An 18,229-nucleotide genomic window follows, 5' to 3' on the forward strand; every position below is an offset into this window, starting at 1 on the left:
TGCCTAGAGCCCCTCTTCTCAGGGCGAGACCGGGTTCGAGGGGTCGGGCGTCAGAGCGCCGCCGCCACCCGCGCCCCCATGCACGTACGCGTCGCCACCAGCCGCCCCTCCTGCGGATAGGCGTGCCAGGTCCGCCAGCTCACCTTCCCGTCCCGCCACTGCGCGACCATCGCCGTGAACGCGTGCGGGCTGCCGGGAAAGGTGCCGGCCAGCCCGTGGGGATGGTCCGCGACCAGCGCGAGCAGTTCCTGCGCGCGCCCCGCGAACGCGTCGCGCGACAACTCCTCCACGCGCGCCGCGAATTCGTACTCACGGCCGTCGACCAGGGTGGAGACGCCCATCGGGAGCGGGGTGCTGTTGCCCGACATACAGGCCACGGTCTCCGAGCAGGAGCCCCCCTCGCCCTCCAGGAGAACCTGGTGGGAGGCGCCGAGCAGCCTCAACTGCACGGAGAACTCACGCAGCCGCAGATCGAGCACGGCCAGGGCCGGCAGCGGTTCCCGCCCCAGACTCCAGGCGAGGTCGTCGGCGCGGGTGTCGGTATAGGCAGTCTTGAGGGTCGTGAGCATGGGTCGGCTCCGCAAACAGCGCAGGGGGAAGAGATCGGCCGGCCCGCCCCGCCGTGAGCCGGGCGCGTTCGGATGCGCCGAAGCGTGCCCACGCGGGGTCCGTGGGGTCGGTGGTACACGGAATCATGGAATGAGCGGGCAGCACATCGTTTTTACCCATCTTCGCCAGGTTTCCACCCCTGCGGGCGCCTATCAGTTCATGTGTTCAATAGGCACTGGCGCCCAACATAAGTGCGCCCGGCGTGCGTTGGCACGCCGGGCGCACAGGCGGGTGGAGAAGCTGACCCCCCGTGAGTCAGCTGCTCCCTCCGCAGCCACCACCGCCGCCGCTCGACGAGCCGCCCCCACACGACGACCCGCTGCCTGCGCACGAGTGGTGATGTCCTCCGCTGTGTCCCCCGTGCCCCCCGTTTCCGTGTCCTCCGCCCCCGTCACTCCCGGCCCACCAGCTGCTGTCGTCGGCCCCGCCGCCGTACGCCGAGCTGCCCCAGGCCCGGGCCCGCCGGGTCCGCGCGGTGCCGAGCGCGGCCAGCACCGCGACGGCGAACGCCACCACGATCAGGACGACCATGAAGGTCATCGGACCTCACTCCCTTCCGTTCCCCCGTGTCCCCCGTGTTCGGTCCGGTGTCCGGTATCCCCCGTACTCTCCCCCGTACTCCCCGTATCAGGTCACCGGTCCCTACCTGTCATGAACGATGCCCGGGCAGCCGGAGTGTCAAAGCGGAGTTGAGGAACTCCAGAGGTTAGGCGCAGGATGGCCCCCATGGGACGACCGCTGCTCAACCGCCGCCTGGCCGAATTCCGCACCACGATCTTCGCCGAGATGTCCGCGCTCGCCGTGCGCACCGGCTCGATCAACCTCGGCCAGGGCTTCCCCGACAGCGACGGCCCCGAAGAGGTACGGGAGGCCGCGGTCCGCGCGCTGCGCGACGGCCACGGCAACCAGTACCCGCCCGGACCGGGCGTCCCCGAGCTGCGCACCGCCGTCACCGAGCACCAACAGCGGTGGTACGGGCTGTCCTACGACCCGGACCGCGAGGTGCTGGTCACCGCGGGCGCCACCGAGGCCATCGCCGCCTCGCTGCTCGCGCTGGTGGAGCCGGGCGACGAGGTGATCGCCCTCGAGCCGTACTACGACTCGTACGCCGCCTGCATCGCGATGGCCGGCGGCACCCGCGTCCCGGTCACGCTCCGCCCGGACGTCACCGGGCCCCGCCCCGCCTTCCGGCTCGACCTGGACGAGCTGCGCGCCGCGGTCACCGACCGCACCCGGCTCATCCTCCTCAACACCCCGCACAACCCCACCGGCACCGTGCTCAGCCGCGCCGAGCTCGCCGCGGTCGCCGAGCTCGCGGTCGAGCGCGATCTGCTGGTGGTGACGGACGAGGTCTATGAGCACCTGGTCTTCGGCACCGAGCACACCCCGCTCGCCTCCTTCCCCGGCATGCGCGAGCGCACCGTCACCATCAGCTCGGCGGGCAAGACCTTCTCCTTCACGGGATGGAAGGTCGGCTGGATCACCGGCTCGCCGGAGCTGGTCGCGGCGGTCCGCTCCGCCAAGCAGTTCCTCACCTACGTCTCCTCCGGCCCCTTCCAGTACGCGGTCGCCGAGGCCCTGCGGCTGCCGGACAGCTACTTCCACGGCATCCGCGAGGACCTGCTGGCCAAGCGCGATCTGCTGGCCGGCGGCCTCGCCGACGCGGGCTTCAGGGTCTTCCGCCCCTCGGGCACGTACTTCATCACCACCGACATCCGCCCCCTCGGCGAGACCGACGGCTTCGCCTTCTGCCGCGCCCTCCCCGAGCGCTGCGGCGTCGTCGCCATCCCGAACGCCGTCTTCTACGACCACCAGGACCAGGGCGCCCCCTTCGTCCGCTTCGCCTTCTGCAAGCGCGACAGCGTCCTGGAAGAGGCCGCGACCCGCCTCAAAACCCTCGCGGCCTGAAGCCACGCCCCCCGTACGGGTCACCCCGGTCGCGGCGGGGCGCGGGAGGGCGCATGGTCAGGGTGTGCCGAGCCCCGCCGCATTCCCGGGGCTCGGCACGCGACCGCCGTGTGTACCCCTCCGGGAGGTGCCCCGTGTCAGCCGACACCACCGCGCCCATACGGGCCCCGGAGCCGCCCGCACAACCCCCTGATCAGCGACGCACCGCGCACCGGCTGCGCGCGTCGCTGCGCCGGGCCGGGCCCGCGCTCGGGCTGTACGCCGCGAGCCGGCTGACCGGGCTGGTGTGCATGGCGGTCTGGGCCGGGTGGGTCGGCAAGCACCCGCGGACGCTGCTCGGCTACTCGTGGGACAGCGTCTGGTACGTGGACATCGTCCGGCACGGCTACAACAGCGCCCTGCCGCCGGACCCCGCCAAGCACGGCGTCCCCTTCAGCGACATGGCCTTCTTCCCGCTGTTCCCGATGCTCATGCGGACCCTCACCACCGTGCTGCCCATCACGGCGGTGACCGCCGGGCTGCTGGTCGCCTGGGTGGCGTCGGGCGTCGCGGCCTGGGGGATCCACGCCATCGGGGAGCGGCTGCACGGGCGGCGCGTGGCCACGGTGCTGGTGGTGCTGTGGGGGCTGCTGCCGCACGCGATCGTGCAGTCCATGGCGTACACCGAGCCGCTGCTGACCGCGCTGGCCGCCTGGTCGCTGTACGCGGTGCTGACCCGGCGCTGGGTGTGGGCGGGGGCGCTGGCCCTGCTGGCCGGGGCCTCGCGGCCGAACGGCATCGCCGTCGCGGCGGCGGTCTGCTGCTGCGCCGCCGCCGAGCTGTGGCGGGGCCGGGGCCGCGCACAGGGGTCCTGGCGGGTGTGGGCGGGCGCGGCGCTCTCGCCGCTGGGCTGGCTCGGCTATCTGGCCTGGGTGGGCTATCGGCGCGGCAGCTGGCGCGGCTACTTCGCCGTCCAGGACGAGTGGGGGTCCCGGTTCGACTTCGGCGCGAACGCCCTCCGGTTCGTCCGGTACCTGCTCATCGGCAAGGCGTCGTTCACGTACTTCGTGGCGCTGGTGATCCTGGGCGTGTCGCTGCTGCTGCTCGCGCTGCTCGCGGTGGACCGGCCGCCGATGTCGCTGCTGGTCTACACGCTGGTGCTGGTCGCCATCACCCTCGGGGGCAGCAACTACTTCGCCTCCAAGCCGCGCTTTCTGCTGCCCGCCTTCCCGCTGCTGCTGCCGATGGCGCTGGCCATGGCGAGAGCCCGGCCGCGCGCCGCCGTGCTGACCGGTGGCGCGCTGGCCGGGCTCTCCCTCGTCTATGGGACGTATCTGCTGACCGTGGCCCGCGCCCCCCTGTGAGCGCGGGTCCCCATGTGGGCACACGAGCGCTCCCGCCGGGGCGGGGCCGTGGGGCGGCGGCCGTCAGGCCTCGTCGTCGCCCGGCTTCTCGTCGCCGTCGGACTCGATGTCGGCCTCCAGGCCCAGCTGCTCGACCAGCCACTTGTCGAACTCGATCGAGGCCCGCACCCAGCTGACCGTGCTGGACACGAAGTGCTCCAGGCTGACGCCGGTGCCGATCAGCATCTGCGCCTCGCCGATCAACCGGACCGTGCCGTCGTCGTTGGTGTGGCTGTAGACCTTCGGCCACAGCGTGCGGCGGTTCCAGTCGTCGATCGCCTCGAGCAGCCGCGGCTTCTCGTCGATCTCGTGCGGCCGGTCGTAGAACGTCCGGACCGAGAAGACCTGCTGCTCCTCCTCACCACGGAACATGAAGTAGGTGCGGAACTGCTCCCACGGCGCGGCGAGGTCCCCCTCCTCGTCGACGACGTACTTCAGCTCCATCTGCTCCAGCAGCTGCTTGACCAGGTCCTGGTCGGGCAGCACGGGGCCCGTCGGACCCGTCGGTTGCGGCTCGGGCTGGCCCCCGAAATTCGGAATCGAGGACGGGTCGATGCTCACCGTGGATTTCCCTTCGTCTGGATACCGCCATCCTCCCTCACACCCGCCCCCACCGTGCAAGCCCGGACGTACTGGTTACGGCATCCGTTCATCGAAAGGCCCCGGCGGGGGCCCGTGGCGCCGGCGCCACGGGCCCCCGCCGGCCGCTCTCAGGCCGTCCGACGCGCCTACTGTGCCGGGCCGACCAGCAGGTCGTCGCCGACCCGGTCCACCCGGACCGTGTCGCCGTCCCGGACCTCGCCCGCCAGGATCTCCTTGGCCAGCCGGTCGCCGATCGCCGTCTGGACCAGGCGGCGCAGCGGCCGCGCCCCGTACGCCGGGTCGTTGCCCTCCTCCGCGAGCCAGGCCAGCGCGGCGGGGGTGACGTCCAGCTTCAGCTGCCGCTCGGCCAGGCGCTCGGCGAGCCGGTCGACCTGGAGCTCGGCGATGCGGGCCAGCTCGCTCCGGCCGAGCGCGGTGAACACCACCAGGTCGTCCAGCCGGTTCAGGAACTCCGGCTTGAAGGAGACCCGCACGGTCTCCAGCACGCTCTGCTTCTTCTCCTCCTCGCTGAGCAGCGGGTCCACCAGGTACTGGCTGCCGAGGTTGGAGGTGAGGATCAGGATGGCGTTCCGGAAGTCCACCGTCCGGCCCTGGCCGTCGGTGAGCCGCCCGTCGTCCAGGACCTGGAGCAGCACGTCGAAGACCTCGGGGTGGGCCTTCTCGACCTCGTCCAGCAGCACCACGCTGTACGGGCGGCGGCGCACCGCCTCGGTCAGCTGGCCGCCCTCCTCGTAGCCGACGTAGCCGGGGGGCGCGCCGACCAGCCGGGCGACGCTGTGCTTCTCGCCGTACTCGCTCATGTCGATGCGGACCATGGCCCGCTCGTCGTCGAAGAGGAAGTCGGCGAGCGCCTTGGCCAGCTCGGTCTTGCCGACGCCGGTCGGGCCGAGGAAGAGGAACGACCCGGTCGGCCGGTCGGGGTCGGCGATCCCGGCCCGGGTGCGGCGCACCGCGTCGGACACGGCCCGTACGGCCTCGGTCTGGCCGATCAGCCGCCGGCCGAGCTCGTCCTCCATGCGCAGCAGCTTCTGGGTCTCGCCCTCCAGCAGCCGCCCGGCGGGGATCCCGGTCCAGGAGGCGACCACATCGGCCACGTCGTCCGGGCCGACCTCCTCCTTGACCATCGTGCCGCGGCCCTCCTGGACCTCGGCCTCGGCCGCGGAGGCCTCCTCCAGCTCGCGCTCGACCGCGGGGATCTCCCCGTACAGCAGCTTGGACGCGGAGTCGAAGTCCCCGTCCCGCTGGGCCCGCTCGGCCTGTCCGCGCAGCTCGTCGAGGGTCTCCTTCAGCTCGCCGACCCGGTTGAGGCCCTGCTTCTCCTTCTCCCAGCGCGCGGTCAGCCCGCGCAGCTCCTCCTCCTTGTCGGCGAGGTCGCGGCGCAGCTTCTCCAGCCGCTGCCTGCTGGCCTCGTCGGTCTCCCGGGCGAGCGCCATCTCCTCCATCTTCATCCGGTCGACCGAGCGCTGGAGCTCGTCGATCTCGACGGGCGAGGAGTCGATCTCCATGCGCAGCCGGGAGGCGGCCTCGTCGACCAGGTCGATGGCCTTGTCGGGGAGGAAGCGGGAGGTGATGTAGCGGTCGGACAGGGTGGCGGCGGCGACCAGCGCGCCGTCCGCGATCTGCACCTTGTGGTGCGCCTCGTAGCGGCCCTTGAGCCCGCGCAGGATGGCGACGGTGTCCTCGACGGTCGGCTCGGAGACCAGCACCTGCTGGAAGCGGCGCTCCAGCGCGGCGTCCTTCTCGATCCGCTCGCGGTACTCGTCGAGGGTGGTGGCGCCGACCATGCGCAGCTCGCCGCGGGCGAGCATCGGCTTGAGCATGTTGCCCGCGTCCATGGCCGAGTCGCCGCCGGCGCCCGCGCCGACCACGGTGTGCAGCTCGTCGATGAAGGTGATGATCTGCCCGTCACTGGACTTGATCTCGGCCAGGACGGTCTTCAGCCGCTCCTCGAACTCGCCGCGGTACTTGGCGCCCGCGACCATCGCGCCCAGGTCCAGCGCCACCAGCCGCTTGTTCCGCAGGCTCTCGGGCACATCGCCCTTCACGATCCGCTGGGCCAGGCCCTCGACGACGGCCGTCTTGCCGACGCCGGGCTCGCCGATCAGCACCGGGTTGTTCTTGGTGCGCCGCGACAGCACCTGGACGACGCGGCGGATCTCCTGGTCCCGGCCGATGACCGGGTCGAGCTTGCCGTCGCGGGCGGCGGCCGTGAAGTCGGTGCCGAACTTCTCCAGGGCCTTGTACGTGCCCTCCGGGTCCGGGTTGGTCACCCGCTGCCCGCCCCTGGCCTTCTCGAACGCGGCGAGCAGCTTCTTGGCGGTCGCGCCCTGCTCGGCCAGCAGCTCGCCGGCCCGGCCGCCCTTGGCGGCGATGCCGATCAGCAGGTGTTCGGTGGAGACGTAGTCGTCGCCCAGGTCCTTGGCGCGCTGCCCGGCGTCCGCCAGCACCGCCAGCAGCTCCCGGTTGGGCTGCGGCGGGGCGACCGTCGACCCGCGCACGCTGGCCAGCCCGGCCAGCAGCCGCTCGGTGCCGTCGCGCACCACGGCCGCGTCGGTGTCCACGGCGGCCAGCAGATCCATCAGGTTCTCGTTGTCCTGGCCCTGCACCAGGGCCAGCAGCAGATGCGCGGGCGTCAGGTCCGCGTGCCCCGCGGAGACGGCGCGGTCATTGGCGGCGCTCACCGCCGCCCGGCTCTTGTTGGTCAGCTCGGCGTCCACGTCCCCGTGCTCCTCCTCATCGTGCTGATGGCACTCAATCCCTGCCGTGCCCAACATCCGTAAAGTTGAGTCTATTCCACTCAAGTGTGGCCGGTCGAGAGAGGGAACGCCCTGGCCGATAGATTGGCCACCATGGCTCTCGACCCCCGCGACCCCGACCCCGCCTACCTCGCCTTCTGGCGCGAGCGCCATGTGTGCACCCTGACCACACCGCGCCCCGACGGCACGCCGCATGTGGTCCCCGTCGGTGTCACATACGACCCGGCGGCCGGAATCGCTCGGGTCATCGCCAACAAGCACAGCCGCAAGGTCGCCCACGTCCAGGCGGCCGGCCCCTCCGGCGCGCCCGTCGCCGTCTGCCAGTTCGCCGGGAAACGGTGGGCGACGCTCGAGGGCCGGGCGGTGATCCGTACCGAGGCCGAGCTCATCGAGGACGCGGTGCGCCGCTACGCCGAGCGCTACGAGCGCACCCCCTCGCCCAACCCGGACCGGGTGCTGATCGAGATCACGCTCACCAGGGCGCTGGGCCGGGCATGAGCACGAGAGACGCCGCCGGGTCTCGCCCGGCGACGCCCCTGTCCCCCATCGCCACTCAGCTCGAACCTTTGGCCTTCGCGTAGTCGGTGGCCATCTCGCCGGCGACGTCGTACAACACGGCCGGTTCGTCACCGACCACCCATGCTTCATGCCCCGGCGGGACGACATAGACATCGCCGGGTCCGATCTCGGACTCCGCCCCGTCGTCCATCCGGACGCGCATCCGCCCCTGGGCCATGATCCCGCGGTGCGGCACCTCGCAGGTTTCCGTCCCGACTATGGGCTGGACCGACTCCCTCCAGCGCCAGCCGGGCTCGAAGGTGCCGACGGCGAAATCGAGACCGGTCAGGTGCAGGGCCTCGATGTGGCCCCGGGGAAAGTCGCGCCGCTCGTCGGGCTTATCGATCGTCTTGACTTCCAACATGGCGTTACCTCCTGTGCCGTACTTCCATCGTGCGCCTCGGAACCCCGCACCCGCACACATCGGACGAACCGAACTCACCGACCCTCGTCCCCGTCCCGGTGGTGCTGCACCGCCGCCCACGGGTGACGCAGTCTGATCCACACATCCCGCGCCCGCCGCCCCGCCCGGGCCCGGCTCAGGGCCACCAGCCTCCGGGCCTCGTCGACGGTCTCGACCATGGGCCCGGAGCCGCGCAGCGGCCTGCCCGCCGTCTCGTGCAGGAAGACCGTGGAGATCAGGCCGACGGCGCCCGCGGCCATCAGGTAGTACGCCGGCACCAGGGTGTCGCCGGTCGTGGCGACCAGCCAGGAGGCGACCAGCGGGGTGGTGCCGCCGAACAGCGACACCGAGATGTTGAACGCGATCGACAGGGCGCCGTAGCGCAGCCGGGTCGGAAACAGCGCGGGCAGCGTGGCCGCGCTGGTCCCCGCGAAGACCACCAGCAGCAGCCCCAGAATCACACAGCCCACGGCGGGCATCAGGATGCCGCCCGCCTGGATCAGCAGCACCGCCGGGAGCGCGAGCGCGATCATCGCCACACTGCCGGCCATGAACATCGGCCGGCGCCCCCAGCGGTCGGAGGAGCGGCCCACCACCGTGATCGTCAACGCGACGAGAATCATGGTGCCCAGCACCAGCACCTGGGCCGTGGTGGCGTCCTGGCCGAGGGTGGAGGTCATATACGTCGGCAGGTAGGACGTCACCATGTAGTTGGTGACGTTGTAGAGCAGCACCAGCCCCATGCAGATCAGCACGGCCTGCCAGTGCCGGGTGAAGATCTCCTTCAGCCTGCCCCTGCCGGACTGGCGCGCCTCCTCCACCGGATCCACGCCCGCGCGCCCGGCGCCGACCGCCTCCGCCGCCCGCCTCGCCTCCTGCTGGAACGCCGGGGTCTCCTCCAGCCGCAGCCGCATATACAGCCCGATCAGCCCCAGCGGCCCCGCGATCAGGAACGGCAGCCGCCAGCCCCAGTCGACCATCCCCCGGTCGCCGAGGACGGCGGCCAACACCGTCACCACACCGGACCCCAGCGAATAGCCGACGAACGTCCCGAAGTCCAGCCAGCTCCCCAGGAAGCCCCGGCGCCGGTCCGGGGCGAACTCGGCGATATACGTGGTCGCCCCCGCGTACTCGCCCCCGGTCGAAAACCCCTGCACCACCCGGCACGCCAGCAACAGCAGCGGGGCCGCGATGCCGACGGACGCATAACTGGGCAGCAGCCCCACCGCGAAGGTGCCGATCGCCATCATGATCATGGTGGTCGAGAGCACCCGCCGCCGCCCGATGCGGTCCCCCAGCGGCCCGAAGACCAGCCCGCCCAGCGGGCGCACCAGGAACGCGACCGCGAAGGTGGCGAAGGTCGACACCACCTGCGTCGCCGGTGAACTCGACGGGAAGAAGACCTTGCCGAGGGTGACCGCGACATACGCGTAGACGCCGAAGTCGAACCACTCCATGGTGTTTCCGACCGCCGTGGCGGCGACCGCCCGGCGCAGCCGCGGCCGGTCCACGACCGTGACATCCGAGAGGGACAACGGCTCCTTGCGGCGGCGCAGCAGCGTCCGCAGCATCCGATCGGTGCGCTCGCTCCCGGCGCCCCGCCCCGCCCTGCGGGTGCGGCGCACGGGATGACGGGGTGGCGTGCGACCAGTACTCATCCACTTCCCTGCCGACGGGCGTCGGCACCTGCTGCCCCCTTCCCCCATCCTGCGCCCGGGCGCACACGGCCGCACGGGGCGGAAAACTCTCCGAAGATTTTTTACCGGAGCTGTCGATCCGGCCGTCTCCCGTTCGACGCAAGGGTGAGAGCGGGAAGAGAGCCCCCGCCCTCCGTACCGAAGAACCAAGGAACCACGGAACCAAGGAACCAAGGAGACACCATGCCGCGCTTCATGACCCTGATCCGCGTCGACGAGAAGAACGCCCCCGCCGAGGGCCCCAGCCCCGAGCTCATGGAGCGCATGGGCGCGCTGCTGGAGGAGATCACCAAGGCCGGAGTGATGCTGGACACGGCCGGGCTCACCCCGACCTCCGAGGGCACCCGGGTGACCTGGTCCGGCGGCAAGCTCAGCTACACCGACGGGCCCTTCACCGAGAGCAAGGAGGTCATCGGCGGCTACTCGATCGTCCAGGCCAAGGACAAGGCCGAGGCGCTGGAGTGGACCAAGCGGTTCCTCCAGACCCACGAGGACTACTGGACCATCACCGCCGAGGTCCGCGAGATCGCCGAGGGCTGACCGGCCTAGCTTGCCCCGACCTGGCGCGGCTGCTCTGATGGGTGGACGTGACGGGAGCAAGCTCGGAAGCGGTCCAGGCAATCGAGGCGGTCTTCAGAATCGAGTCCGCGCGGATCATCGCCGGCGTCACCCGCATCGTGCGGGACGTGGGGCTGGCCGAGGAGCTCGCGCAGGACGCTCTGGTCGCCGCGCTGGAGCAGTGGCCGGAGTCGGGCGTCCCGGACAAGCCGGGCGCCTGGCTCATGGCCACCGCCAAGCACCGCGCGATCGACCTCGTACGCCGCAAGGAGACCTACGCGCGCAAGCTGGCCGAGGTCGGCCGGACCCTCACGGACGCCTCCCCACCCGAGTACTCCGAGGACCCCGCCGAGGACATCGACGACGACCTGCTGCGGCTGATCTTCACCGCCTGCCACCCCGTGCTGCCGACCGGAGCCCGGGTCGCGCTCACCCTGCGGCTGCTGGGCGGGCTGACCACCCAGGAGATCGCCCGCGCCTTCCTCGCCCCCGAGCCGACGGTCGCCCAGCGCATCGTCCGCGCCAAACGCACGCTCGCCAAGGCCGACGTCCCCTTCGAGGTCCCGTACGGCGACGACCGGGCCGCCCGCCTCGCCTCCGTCCTCGAAGTCATCTACCTCGTCTTCAACGAGGGCTACGCCGCCACCGCCGGCGACGACCTGGTCCGCCCCGCCCTGTGCGAGGACGCCCTCCGTCTCGCCCGCGTCCTGGCCGGCCTGATGCCCAAGGAACCCGAGGTACACGGCCTGGCCGCACTCCTGGAGTTCCAGGCCTCCCGCATCCCGGCCCGCACCGGCCCCGACGGCGAACCCGTCCTCCTCGCCGACCAGAACCGCGCCAAGTGGAACCGCCTCCTCATCCGCCGCGGCGTCGAGTCCCTCCACCGCGCCGGCCACGGCCCGTACTCCCTCCAGGCCGCCATCGCCGCCTGCCACGCCCAGGCGGTCCGCTACGAGGACACCGACTGGACCACGATCGCCACCCTGTACGGCCGGCTGATGACCCTGACCCCCTCCCCCGTCATCGAGCTCAACCGCGCCGTCGCCGTCGCCATGTCCCAGGGCCCCGCGGCCGCCCTCGAAATCGTCGACGCCCTCACCGAGGACCCAGCCCTGAAGGGCTACCACCTGCTCCCCAGCGTCCGCGGCGACCTCCTGGAACGCCTGGGCCGCCCGGCGGAAGCCCGCGCCGAATTCGAGCGAGCGGCCGCCCAGACCCACAACGCCCGCGAACGCCGACTCCTCCTGGAACGGGCCGCCCGCTGCGCGCCTCGGTGACATCGCCGTCGGCTCATCGCAGGGGGTGGGTTCGGCTGAGTTCCGTTACTCCGAAACCTCGCCGTGGCGGCGTCCAGCGGCGGTGGCGAGTGTGCGAGCGGCCTCGATCACCGTCTCGCGGCGGCGGGCAAGGGCGGCCTGGTCGGTCTCCTCGTCCAGGATCATGCGGCACATCCTGGGCACCGCGAAGTTCCAGGCGATCAGTCCCATGAAGGTGAACAGCAGGTCCTGCGCGGCGCGAACGCGTGTAGCCTCCGGAAGGTGGCGGGCCATGCCTCCGTCCACGAGCCGGCAAGCCTTCTCGCGGAAACCGTCACGGCGCTCCCGCTCGCTCTCATCGGGTTCGCCGGACGCCTCCAGCGCCTCCCACAGCAGCAGCCTGATCAGCTCCGGGTGTTCCTGGTACCAGTCGAAGAGCTGCCCGACCGACTCGCCCACCGCGTCGGGATCGACGGCGACGCAGACGTGGACCTCCTCGAGCTTCGCCCGCAGGATGGCGGCGAACAGCTTCTCCTTGCTCCCGTAGTACAGGTAGATGGCCTGCTTGTTGGCCCTGGCGACCGTCGCGATCCGGTCGACCCTGGCCCCCGCCAGGCCGTGCTCGGCGAACTCGGCGGCAGCGGCGTCGAAGATCCGCCGTCTGGTGTCCTCCGCGTCATAGGCCATGAGCGAATTAAACCATCCGGTTGACTCCTCTCCACCCAGGCAGCAGTATCGATCCCAGCAATAAAACAACCAGATGGTTTATTCCACCCACCGGAAGGCCCTTTCCCTTGAACACCTCGACTCCCATCCCCGTTCGCTCGCCCCTGACGAGCGCCCTCTCCGGCACCACCGCCGTCCTCATCGGCGGAAGCTCGGGCATCGGGCTGGCCGCGGGCGTCCTGCTGCGTTCGGTCGGCGCCCGCGTCGTACTGATCGGCCGCGACCCCGACCGACTCGGGGCCGCCGTCGCCCGGGTGCGCAGCGCAAGCCCGGCCGAGGACCCCGCCGAGGACCCCGACGACGCCGTGCTGGGCGTGACCGGCGACGGCGGCGACGAGCGGACCCTTGCCGAGGCCTTCGACAGGGCGGGCCACGTCGACCATGTGCTCCTCACCGCGGGCGGCCTCAGCGGCGCCGGCCCCCTGACCGGGCTGTCGGCGGACGACATCCGCACCACCTTCAACTCCCGCCTCTGGCCGGCCTTCGCAGCCGCCCGCGCAGCAGCGACCCGGCTTCCCGCGGGAGGCTCGCTCACATTCAGCTCAGGGATCCTCGTGGTCCGTCCCATGCCCGGAATGACCGCCCCGCTGTCGGTCGGCGGTGCCGTGGAGACCCTCACCAAGGCCCTCGCCGTGGAGCTCGCCCCCGCACGGCTGCGCGTGAACACCGTCCGCTTCGGCCGGATCGACACCCCGCTCCTGCGCTCGCTGCCGGGGCTGGACTCCGACGAAGCGATCGCCGCCGCCGGATCGACCGCTCCCCTCGGCCGCTTCGGCACCGCCGAAGAAGCCGCCGCCTCGGCCCTCTTCCTCATGGCCAACAACTACGTCACCGGCCAGGTCATCACCGTCGACGGCGGCGAAACCCTCACCTGACGACGAGCCTGCCGTTCCGCTACGTCGCCGACGGCTCAGCCCGCTACGAAGCGGTCCGGACACCAGACAGCTGTGCCAAGGCGCCCCGGATGTCGCGAATCATCGCGCCGGGGCGCCGGTACACATCGCTCGCCGTGAACCTCAGAATGCGGCGCACTTCCGCGCACGACATCAGGTCGTTGAAGCGGACCGTGTCCCTCTGGTGCTGGGCCCGGCTGCCGTGCCACCGGTAGCCCTCGATCTCCACCACCAAGCCCTGCCCCCGGAACAGAAAGTCAGGGAAGATCCGCCGCCCTGCCGGGGCGATGAGTGCCACCTGTGACTCCGGGTAGAGCCCCGCGTCGTTCATCCGCAGCCGGGCAACCGTCTCCGCGGGCGACCCGGCCTTCGGGTCCGCCATCGCCAGCCACTCGCGCGCTGCCCTCGTGCCCTGCGGCGGGGTCCCGCTCTCCAGGGCGCGGGCGATCTCCCCGAGCGTGGTGCACGGCTCCCGCCGCCGTCCCGCTCCATCTTGGCCCCGGCGGGGACGCCGGCTCACGGCGGACTCCACAGCCACCAACGCCCAGTCCCGCGGCCCAGCCCGCAACAGATCCGCCATGGTGCGCGCCACGGTCGTGACTCTCAGCCCCCCGGCCACGGTGGTGATCTCATCCGCGCCCAACGGCAGCCGATGCAGCACCCCACCGTGCAACGTGGGTCTACGGCTGCGGGGCCCGGTGAACTCCACGCGCTCCATGCACGTTTCGATGTCGTGCAGTACGGCAGCCGCCGTATGGCTCACCACCAGTTGCGGATGCGCGAGCTGGTTCGCCCACAACAGCGTCACCACGTCCACCGCCCGCCCCGGCTCCGCCCAGACCCCGCGACCGATGCGCGTCCACCCGTCGCTCACCAGGCATCGGTTCAACTGGCTCTGATTCCACCCGCCCGCCAGAGCCTGAGCCGTCAGCACCACGCCGCCCTGGGCGCCGGCCCCGCCTGGGCCTGTGGACAACCCGGTTTGTGGTGAGTATGAGACGGCGACACGCCGTGCCGTCGGCGTGTCGCCGTCTCATACTCACCACAAGTGGTCGAACTCCCCCGCCTTGGCCGCCCGGATGAAGGCCGCGAGCGGGCGCGGGGCGGTGCGTATGGCTGTGCCGGGGGCCTCGCTCTCGCGGAGGTGTATCGCGCCGTTGGCGGCGGCGAGTTCCAGGCAGTTGTTGTCGGGGCCGGTCCCGGAAAAGGAGGACTTTCGCCAGCGGGCTTGATGCATGTCCTGATCCTCTACAGCTCTCGTGCGATGCGGTGAATGAAGTCTCGCGACTTCTCGGGGCTGATCGCCGATGCCTCGACGGTACTGAGGAGAGCGCGGTAGTAGTTGAGTTGCGCCTCCGCGTGCAGGAAGTCGATGCCATGCATGTGGTCAATCTGCACGGTATCGAGTCCCGGAACAGGACCTGCCGCGTACGTCATGGCGTAGCCCATGCCCGCGAACCCCTCCGCCGAGAAGGGCACGATCCGTACGGTGACGTTCGGGAGTTCGGAAGTCTCCAGGATGAAGCCCAGCTGCTCACGAGACGTCTTAGGGTCGCCGACCTTCATCAACAGCGCGGCCTCGTGGATGATCGCCGTGAAGCTGGGCGGATCTTCACACTCAAGCACGGCACGACGTCGCAGACGGAAGTCGATGACCGCCTCAAGGTGGTCCGAGGCGTGGACGGAGCGCGCGTAGGTGAACAGGGCCCGCATATACGGCTCCACTTGGAGCAGCCCCGGAATGTGCACCACCTGCAAGCTTCGCATCCCACGGGAGTGCCACTCCAGAGCAGCGAGATCCAGCGACGTCGAGGCGAGGGTGCCGCGATACTCCTCCCACCAGCCTCGCACCCGCTCCGTCGCCATCGCCGCCAGTGCGTCGGCCAACGCCTCGTCCCCGCAGCGGTATTGGTCGGCGAGTGTGCGCAGCCGTTCCTCGCTGACGCCGAGACGGCCGACCTCCATGTGACTCATCTGCATGGGGCTCACGCCCAGGCGCTTGGCGGCCTCTCGTGCGGTCATCCCGGCCCGCTCCCGCAGCTTCCGCAGCTCGGCGCCCAGCCGCTCCTGACGGGCGGTGGGGTTACTCCTCGGCGGCATGCGCCTACTCCCTGCTACTCAGCAACTGCCGCGCCACCCTGCCATGGACCGCCCCGTTTGAGCGAACGTGGCGTACTACGTTGCGCCGGTGCTACGTAGCACCCTGCGTTGAGTATCACATCACTCACCGAGCGAAACGTCCGGTCGGCCGGAGTTCGCACACCCCGCCGCGCCACAGGAGGCCCTCATGCCCCTCGCCACCCCTGCCGTCGCGCCCTTCGAATACTGCCTGCACATCCCCCACGACCCCCGCGCCGTCCGCGTCGCCCGGGCCTCCCTCCGCACCGCCCTCACCGCGCACGAGCTGCCCGAACTGGTCGATCGGGCCGAGCTGCCGGCCAGCGAGATGCTCACCAACGCGATCGTGCACGCCGGGGGTGAGGCCGACCTGCGGGTGAAGTGGTCCGCCGAGCGGTTGCGCATGACGGTCTGGGACACCAGCGCGACACCCCCCAACCGCCGGGAGATCCACACGGACAGCGAATGCGGGCGGGGGCTACAGCTGCTGGAGTTGCTCGCCGACAGCTGGAATCACTTCCCGCTCACCGGCGAGCTATGGAGCCCCGCATCCAAGGTGGTCTGGTGCGAGATCAGCCGGACGCCGCCCGCAGGCTGGGGCTGAGGCGCCGGGCCCGTCGCCGCCCGCCAGGGGACGGCGACGGCCACGCGGCGGAACTCGACGCGAAAGTCGTCGGCCAGGCCGGAACACCACATGGCACCGCTTGGCGCCATCCGGTGCCACCCGGCGCCACCCGGCGCCATTCCGGGCCCCTCAAAGCACATGCGGGCGCATGGCGCCACCATGACTCAGGCCACCGCTTTCACGTCTCCGCAGCTCAGGGCGGCTTCCCTCGAACCCGAACCCCATAAGACGCCATCAGGGATTGCGGATGGCGCCATAGTGGTGCCATGATGACGTCATGGACCTCACCCCGTATGTCGACACCCTCCGCCGCGAACTCGCGGTGGCCGCCGAAGCCGGCGGGGAGGACGCCCGCGAGCTGGCCGAGCGGCTCACCGCCCCCCTGGAGTCGGCGACCCGGCTGGTCATGCTCAACGTGCTCTCCGCCGCGATGGACGAGATCACTCGCGAACTCGCCCCCGGCTCGGTCGACGTACGGCTGCGCGGGCTGGACCCCGACTTCGTGGTGACACTGCCGCCCGCCGAAAGCGGCGTCCCCGCGGAGCCGACCGCGCCCGCCGAACCACTCAGCCCCCCGCCCCCGGCCGACGGCGACGAGGGCGGCACCGCCCGCGTCAATCTGCGGCTGCCGGCCCACCTCAAGGCCCGCGCCGAGGAGGCCGCGAGCCGCGAGGGCCTGTCGGTCAACTCGTGGCTGGTGCGGGCCGTGTCGGCCGCGGTCGACGGCGGCACCCGGCCGCGTACGACGACGAAGACCCACAGCGTCGGACAGAGCTTCACGGGCTGGGTGCGATAGCCGCGCCGCCCGCCCGCACCACTTCACTCACCCACCGCGTCCCACCAGCAGGGACGCCACCAAGACCCAAGAGGACGGGACAGCCATGCCTTCTTTCGACACTCCCGAAGCGATCTCCGTCACCGCCCACGTGGAGGCCGGCTCGATCCGCTTCACCGCGAGCGACCGCATCGACACCGTCGTCGAGGTGCAGCCCCGCGACCCGAAGAAGGACCGGGACGTGCGCGCCGCCGAGCAGGCCGAGGTCACGTACGCGAGCGGCACCCTGACCGTCAGGACCCCCAAGCACCGCAGTTCGCTTCGCCGCCCCGGCATCGTCGATGTGACGGTCGAACTGCCCACGGGCTCACGCATCGACATGACCGGTGCCTGGGCCCAGGTGCTCGGCGAGGGCCGGCTCGGCGAGGCCCGGGTGAAGACCTCGGCCGGTGACGTCCGCCTCGACACCACCGGGCCGCTGAAGCTGACCGCCTCCCACGGCTCGATCACCGTCGACCGGATCGAGGGCATGGCCGAGATCACCACCAGCACCGGCAGCGTGCGCGTCGGCTTCGTCGACGGCTCCGCCGTCCTGAAGAACTCGCACGGTTCCACGACCGTCGGGGCCGCGAGCGGCGACCTGCGGGTGAGCGGCGCCCACGGCGCCATCGACATCGCGCGCGCCGAGGGCTCGGTCGTCGCCACCACCGCCCACGGCACCCTGCGCGTCGCCGACGTGGCCCGTGGCACCGTCCAGTTGGAGACCTCCTTCGGCTCCATCGAGGTCGGCATCCGCGAGGGCACGGCCGCCTGGGTCGACGCCAGCTCCGGCTCCGGGCACGTGCGCAACACGCTCACCGCCTCCGAGAGCCCGGAGAAGGCCGAGGACACCGTCGAGGTCCGCGCCCGCACCCGGTACGGCAACATCGACGTCCTCCGCGCCAAGGCCTGAGCACCGGCCCCGCCAACTCGCGCACTCCCCCCGTCACTTCTGCCTTCGAATGGGAGGGCCTCATGCCTTCTTCTGTCATGCCCACATCCAGTCGGGGCGATGGTCCGCAGTCGCCGGCCGCCATCTCCACCGTCGGTCTGCGCAAGTCGTACGGCGACAAGACCGTCCTCGACGGCATCGACCTGCACATCCCGGCCGGGTCCGTGTTCGCACTGCTCGGGCCCAACGGCGCCGGCAAGACCACCGCCGTGAAGATCCTGTCCACGCTCATCTCAGCCGACGGCGGACAGGCGCAGGTCGCGGGCCACGACCTCACCACGTCACCGGACGGGGTGCGTGCCGCGATCGGTGTCACCGGGCAGTTCTCCGCCGTCGACGGCCTGATCACCGGCGAGGAGAACATGCTCCTC

At 71.2% G+C, this 18,229-nt stretch carries 20 protein-coding genes; 10 read left to right on the plus strand and 10 right to left on the minus strand.

All coding sequences use genetic code 11. The features are described from left to right. Nucleotides 1-50 precede the first annotated feature (50 nt). The gene (locus tag ACH4S9_RS45205; protein WP_311729154.1) at nt 51-569 is read right to left on the minus strand and encodes a DUF2617 family protein; all 519 of its coding nucleotides are present in this window, start codon (nt 567-569) and stop codon (nt 51-53) included. A 295-nt stretch (nt 570-864) separates the two neighbouring features. Further along, the gene (locus ACH4S9_RS45210) at nt 865-1,149 is read right to left on the minus strand and encodes a hypothetical protein (protein ID WP_398377417.1); all 285 of its coding nucleotides are present in this window, start codon (nt 1,147-1,149) and stop codon (nt 865-867) included. A 177-nt stretch (nt 1,150-1,326) separates the two neighbouring features. Here ACH4S9_RS45210 and ACH4S9_RS45215 point away from each other — a divergent pair, with 177 nt between their 5' ends. Both ACH4S9_RS45215 and ACH4S9_RS45220 read left to right on the plus strand, forming a co-directional pair. After that, on the plus strand, nt 1,327-2,517 hold the full coding sequence (locus ACH4S9_RS45215) for a pyridoxal phosphate-dependent aminotransferase (protein WP_398377419.1): 1,191 nt from the start codon (nt 1,327-1,329) through the stop codon (nt 2,515-2,517). 134 nt (nt 2,518-2,651) lie between these two features. Further along, on the plus strand, nt 2,652-3,860 hold the full coding sequence (locus ACH4S9_RS45220) for a hypothetical protein (RefSeq protein WP_398377420.1): 1,209 nt from the start codon (nt 2,652-2,654) through the stop codon (nt 3,858-3,860). 63 nt (nt 3,861-3,923) lie between these two features. Here ACH4S9_RS45220 and ACH4S9_RS45225 read toward each other — a convergent pair whose 3' ends face one another. After that, nucleotides 3,924-4,460: a YbjN domain-containing protein gene (locus ACH4S9_RS45225; protein WP_311729158.1), complete on the minus strand. Its 537-nt coding sequence runs from the start codon at nt 4,458-4,460 to the stop codon at nt 3,924-3,926. A gap of 167 nt (nt 4,461-4,627) precedes the next feature. After that, entirely contained in the window at nt 4,628-7,219 is a 2,592-nt protein-coding gene (gene clpB, locus ACH4S9_RS45230) for an ATP-dependent chaperone ClpB (protein WP_311729159.1), read from the minus strand. A 132-nt stretch (nt 7,220-7,351) separates the two neighbouring features. On the opposite strand from clpB, the gene ACH4S9_RS45235 reads away from it, so the two are divergent. Next, nucleotides 7,352-7,756, plus strand: coding sequence for a pyridoxamine 5'-phosphate oxidase family protein (locus ACH4S9_RS45235; RefSeq protein WP_358849397.1), 405 nt, complete (start codon nt 7,352-7,354; stop codon nt 7,754-7,756). A gap of 55 nt (nt 7,757-7,811) precedes the next feature. Here ACH4S9_RS45235 and ACH4S9_RS45240 read toward each other — a convergent pair whose 3' ends face one another. Both ACH4S9_RS45240 and proP read right to left on the minus strand, forming a co-directional pair. Next, complete coding sequence (locus ACH4S9_RS45240; RefSeq protein WP_311729161.1) at nt 7,812-8,180, minus strand: cupin domain-containing protein; 369 nt, start codon at nt 8,178-8,180, stop codon at nt 7,812-7,814. A gap of 74 nt (nt 8,181-8,254) precedes the next feature. Then, entirely contained in the window at nt 8,255-9,790 is a 1,536-nt protein-coding gene (proP, locus tag ACH4S9_RS45245) for a glycine betaine/L-proline transporter ProP (protein WP_398377434.1), read from the minus strand. Nucleotides 9,791-10,099: 309 nt separating this feature from the next. Between proP and ACH4S9_RS45250 the strand changes: the two genes are divergently transcribed. Beyond that, the gene (locus ACH4S9_RS45250) at nt 10,100-10,456 is read left to right on the plus strand and encodes a YciI family protein (RefSeq protein WP_311729162.1); all 357 of its coding nucleotides are present in this window, start codon (nt 10,100-10,102) and stop codon (nt 10,454-10,456) included. 47 nt (nt 10,457-10,503) lie between these two features. Continuing rightward, nucleotides 10,504-11,751: an RNA polymerase sigma factor gene (locus ACH4S9_RS45255; RefSeq protein ID WP_385351562.1), complete on the plus strand. Its 1,248-nt coding sequence runs from the start codon at nt 10,504-10,506 to the stop codon at nt 11,749-11,751. Between the two features lie 45 nt (nt 11,752-11,796). Here ACH4S9_RS45255 and ACH4S9_RS45260 read toward each other — a convergent pair whose 3' ends face one another. After that, nucleotides 11,797-12,417 carry a TetR family transcriptional regulator gene (locus ACH4S9_RS45260; protein WP_398377422.1) on the minus strand — a complete coding sequence of 207 codons (621 nt, stop codon included), beginning with the start codon at nt 12,415-12,417 and terminating at the stop codon, nt 11,797-11,799. Between the two features lie 107 nt (nt 12,418-12,524). On the opposite strand from ACH4S9_RS45260, the gene ACH4S9_RS45265 reads away from it, so the two are divergent. Continuing rightward, nucleotides 12,525-13,331 (plus strand): SDR family oxidoreductase, encoded by an 807-nt coding sequence (locus tag ACH4S9_RS45265; protein WP_398377424.1) that lies wholly within the window; start codon nt 12,525-12,527, stop codon nt 13,329-13,331. A 43-nt stretch (nt 13,332-13,374) separates the two neighbouring features. On the opposite strand, the gene ACH4S9_RS45270 is transcribed toward ACH4S9_RS45265, so the two are convergent. From ACH4S9_RS45270 to ACH4S9_RS45280, 3 genes are all read right to left on the minus strand, one after another. Then, nucleotides 13,375-14,223: a hypothetical protein gene (locus ACH4S9_RS45270; RefSeq protein WP_398377425.1), complete on the minus strand. Its 849-nt coding sequence runs from the start codon at nt 14,221-14,223 to the stop codon at nt 13,375-13,377. A 165-nt stretch (nt 14,224-14,388) separates the two neighbouring features. Next, entirely contained in the window at nt 14,389-14,586 is a 198-nt protein-coding gene (locus ACH4S9_RS45275; protein WP_311729167.1) for a DUF397 domain-containing protein, read from the minus strand. An 11-nt stretch (nt 14,587-14,597) separates the two neighbouring features. Next, entirely contained in the window at nt 14,598-15,449 is an 852-nt protein-coding gene (locus tag ACH4S9_RS45280; RefSeq protein WP_398377426.1) for a helix-turn-helix domain-containing protein, read from the minus strand. A gap of 187 nt (nt 15,450-15,636) precedes the next feature. On the opposite strand from ACH4S9_RS45280, the gene ACH4S9_RS45285 reads away from it, so the two are divergent. The 4 genes from ACH4S9_RS45285 to ACH4S9_RS45300 all read left to right on the plus strand — a co-directional run. Continuing rightward, nucleotides 15,637-16,071 carry an ATP-binding protein gene (locus ACH4S9_RS45285; RefSeq protein ID WP_398377427.1) on the plus strand — a complete coding sequence of 145 codons (435 nt, stop codon included), beginning with the start codon at nt 15,637-15,639 and terminating at the stop codon, nt 16,069-16,071. Between the two features lie 298 nt (nt 16,072-16,369). Continuing rightward, a complete protein-coding gene (locus tag ACH4S9_RS45290) occupies nt 16,370-16,888 on the plus strand; it encodes a hypothetical protein (protein WP_398377428.1) in 519 nt (172 codons plus the stop codon). 85 nt (nt 16,889-16,973) lie between these two features. Next, the gene (locus ACH4S9_RS45295) at nt 16,974-17,819 is read left to right on the plus strand and encodes a DUF4097 family beta strand repeat-containing protein (protein WP_311729172.1); all 846 of its coding nucleotides are present in this window, start codon (nt 16,974-16,976) and stop codon (nt 17,817-17,819) included. 77 nt (nt 17,820-17,896) lie between these two features. Further along, a partial coding sequence (locus ACH4S9_RS45300) for an ATP-binding cassette domain-containing protein (protein WP_398377429.1) occupies nt 17,897-18,229 on the plus strand: 333 nt, incomplete at its 3' end.

Origin of the sequence: Streptomyces sp. NPDC021225, from assembly GCF_044332865.1 — a bacterium.
Classification (GTDB): domain Bacteria; phylum Actinomycetota; class Actinomycetes; order Streptomycetales; family Streptomycetaceae; genus Streptomyces.

Coding starts and splice junctions, on each gene's coding strand:
- ACH4S9_RS45205 (WP_311729154.1), bottom strand. CDS start 569: ATGCTCACGACCCTCAAGACTGCCTATACCGACACCCGCGCCGACGAC.
- ACH4S9_RS45210 (WP_398377417.1), bottom strand. CDS start 1,149: ATGACCTTCATGGTCGTCCTGATCGTGGTGGCGTTCGCCGTCGCGGTG.
- ACH4S9_RS45215 (WP_398377419.1), top strand. CDS start 1,327: ATGGCCCCCATGGGACGACCGCTGCTCAACCGCCGCCTGGCCGAATTC.
- ACH4S9_RS45235 (WP_358849397.1), top strand. CDS start 7,352: ATGGCTCTCGACCCCCGCGACCCCGACCCCGCCTACCTCGCCTTCTGG.
- ACH4S9_RS45240 (WP_311729161.1), bottom strand. CDS start 8,180: ATGTTGGAAGTCAAGACGATCGATAAGCCCGACGAGCGGCGCGACTTT.
- proP (WP_398377434.1), bottom strand. CDS start 9,790: ATGCTGCGGACGCTGCTGCGCCGCCGCAAGGAGCCGTTGTCCCTCTCG.
- ACH4S9_RS45250 (WP_311729162.1), top strand. CDS start 10,100: ATGCCGCGCTTCATGACCCTGATCCGCGTCGACGAGAAGAACGCCCCC.
- ACH4S9_RS45260 (WP_398377422.1), bottom strand. CDS start 12,417: ATGGCCTATGACGCGGAGGACACCAGACGGCGGATCTTCGACGCCGCT.
- ACH4S9_RS45275 (WP_311729167.1), bottom strand. CDS start 14,586: ATGCATCAAGCCCGCTGGCGAAAGTCCTCCTTTTCCGGGACCGGCCCC.
- ACH4S9_RS45280 (WP_398377426.1), bottom strand. CDS start 15,449: ATGCCGCCGAGGAGTAACCCCACCGCCCGTCAGGAGCGGCTGGGCGCC.
- ACH4S9_RS45285 (WP_398377427.1), top strand. CDS start 15,637: ATGCCCCTCGCCACCCCTGCCGTCGCGCCCTTCGAATACTGCCTGCAC.
- ACH4S9_RS45290 (WP_398377428.1), top strand. CDS start 16,370: ATGGACCTCACCCCGTATGTCGACACCCTCCGCCGCGAACTCGCGGTG.
- ACH4S9_RS45295 (WP_311729172.1), top strand. CDS start 16,974: ATGCCTTCTTTCGACACTCCCGAAGCGATCTCCGTCACCGCCCACGTG.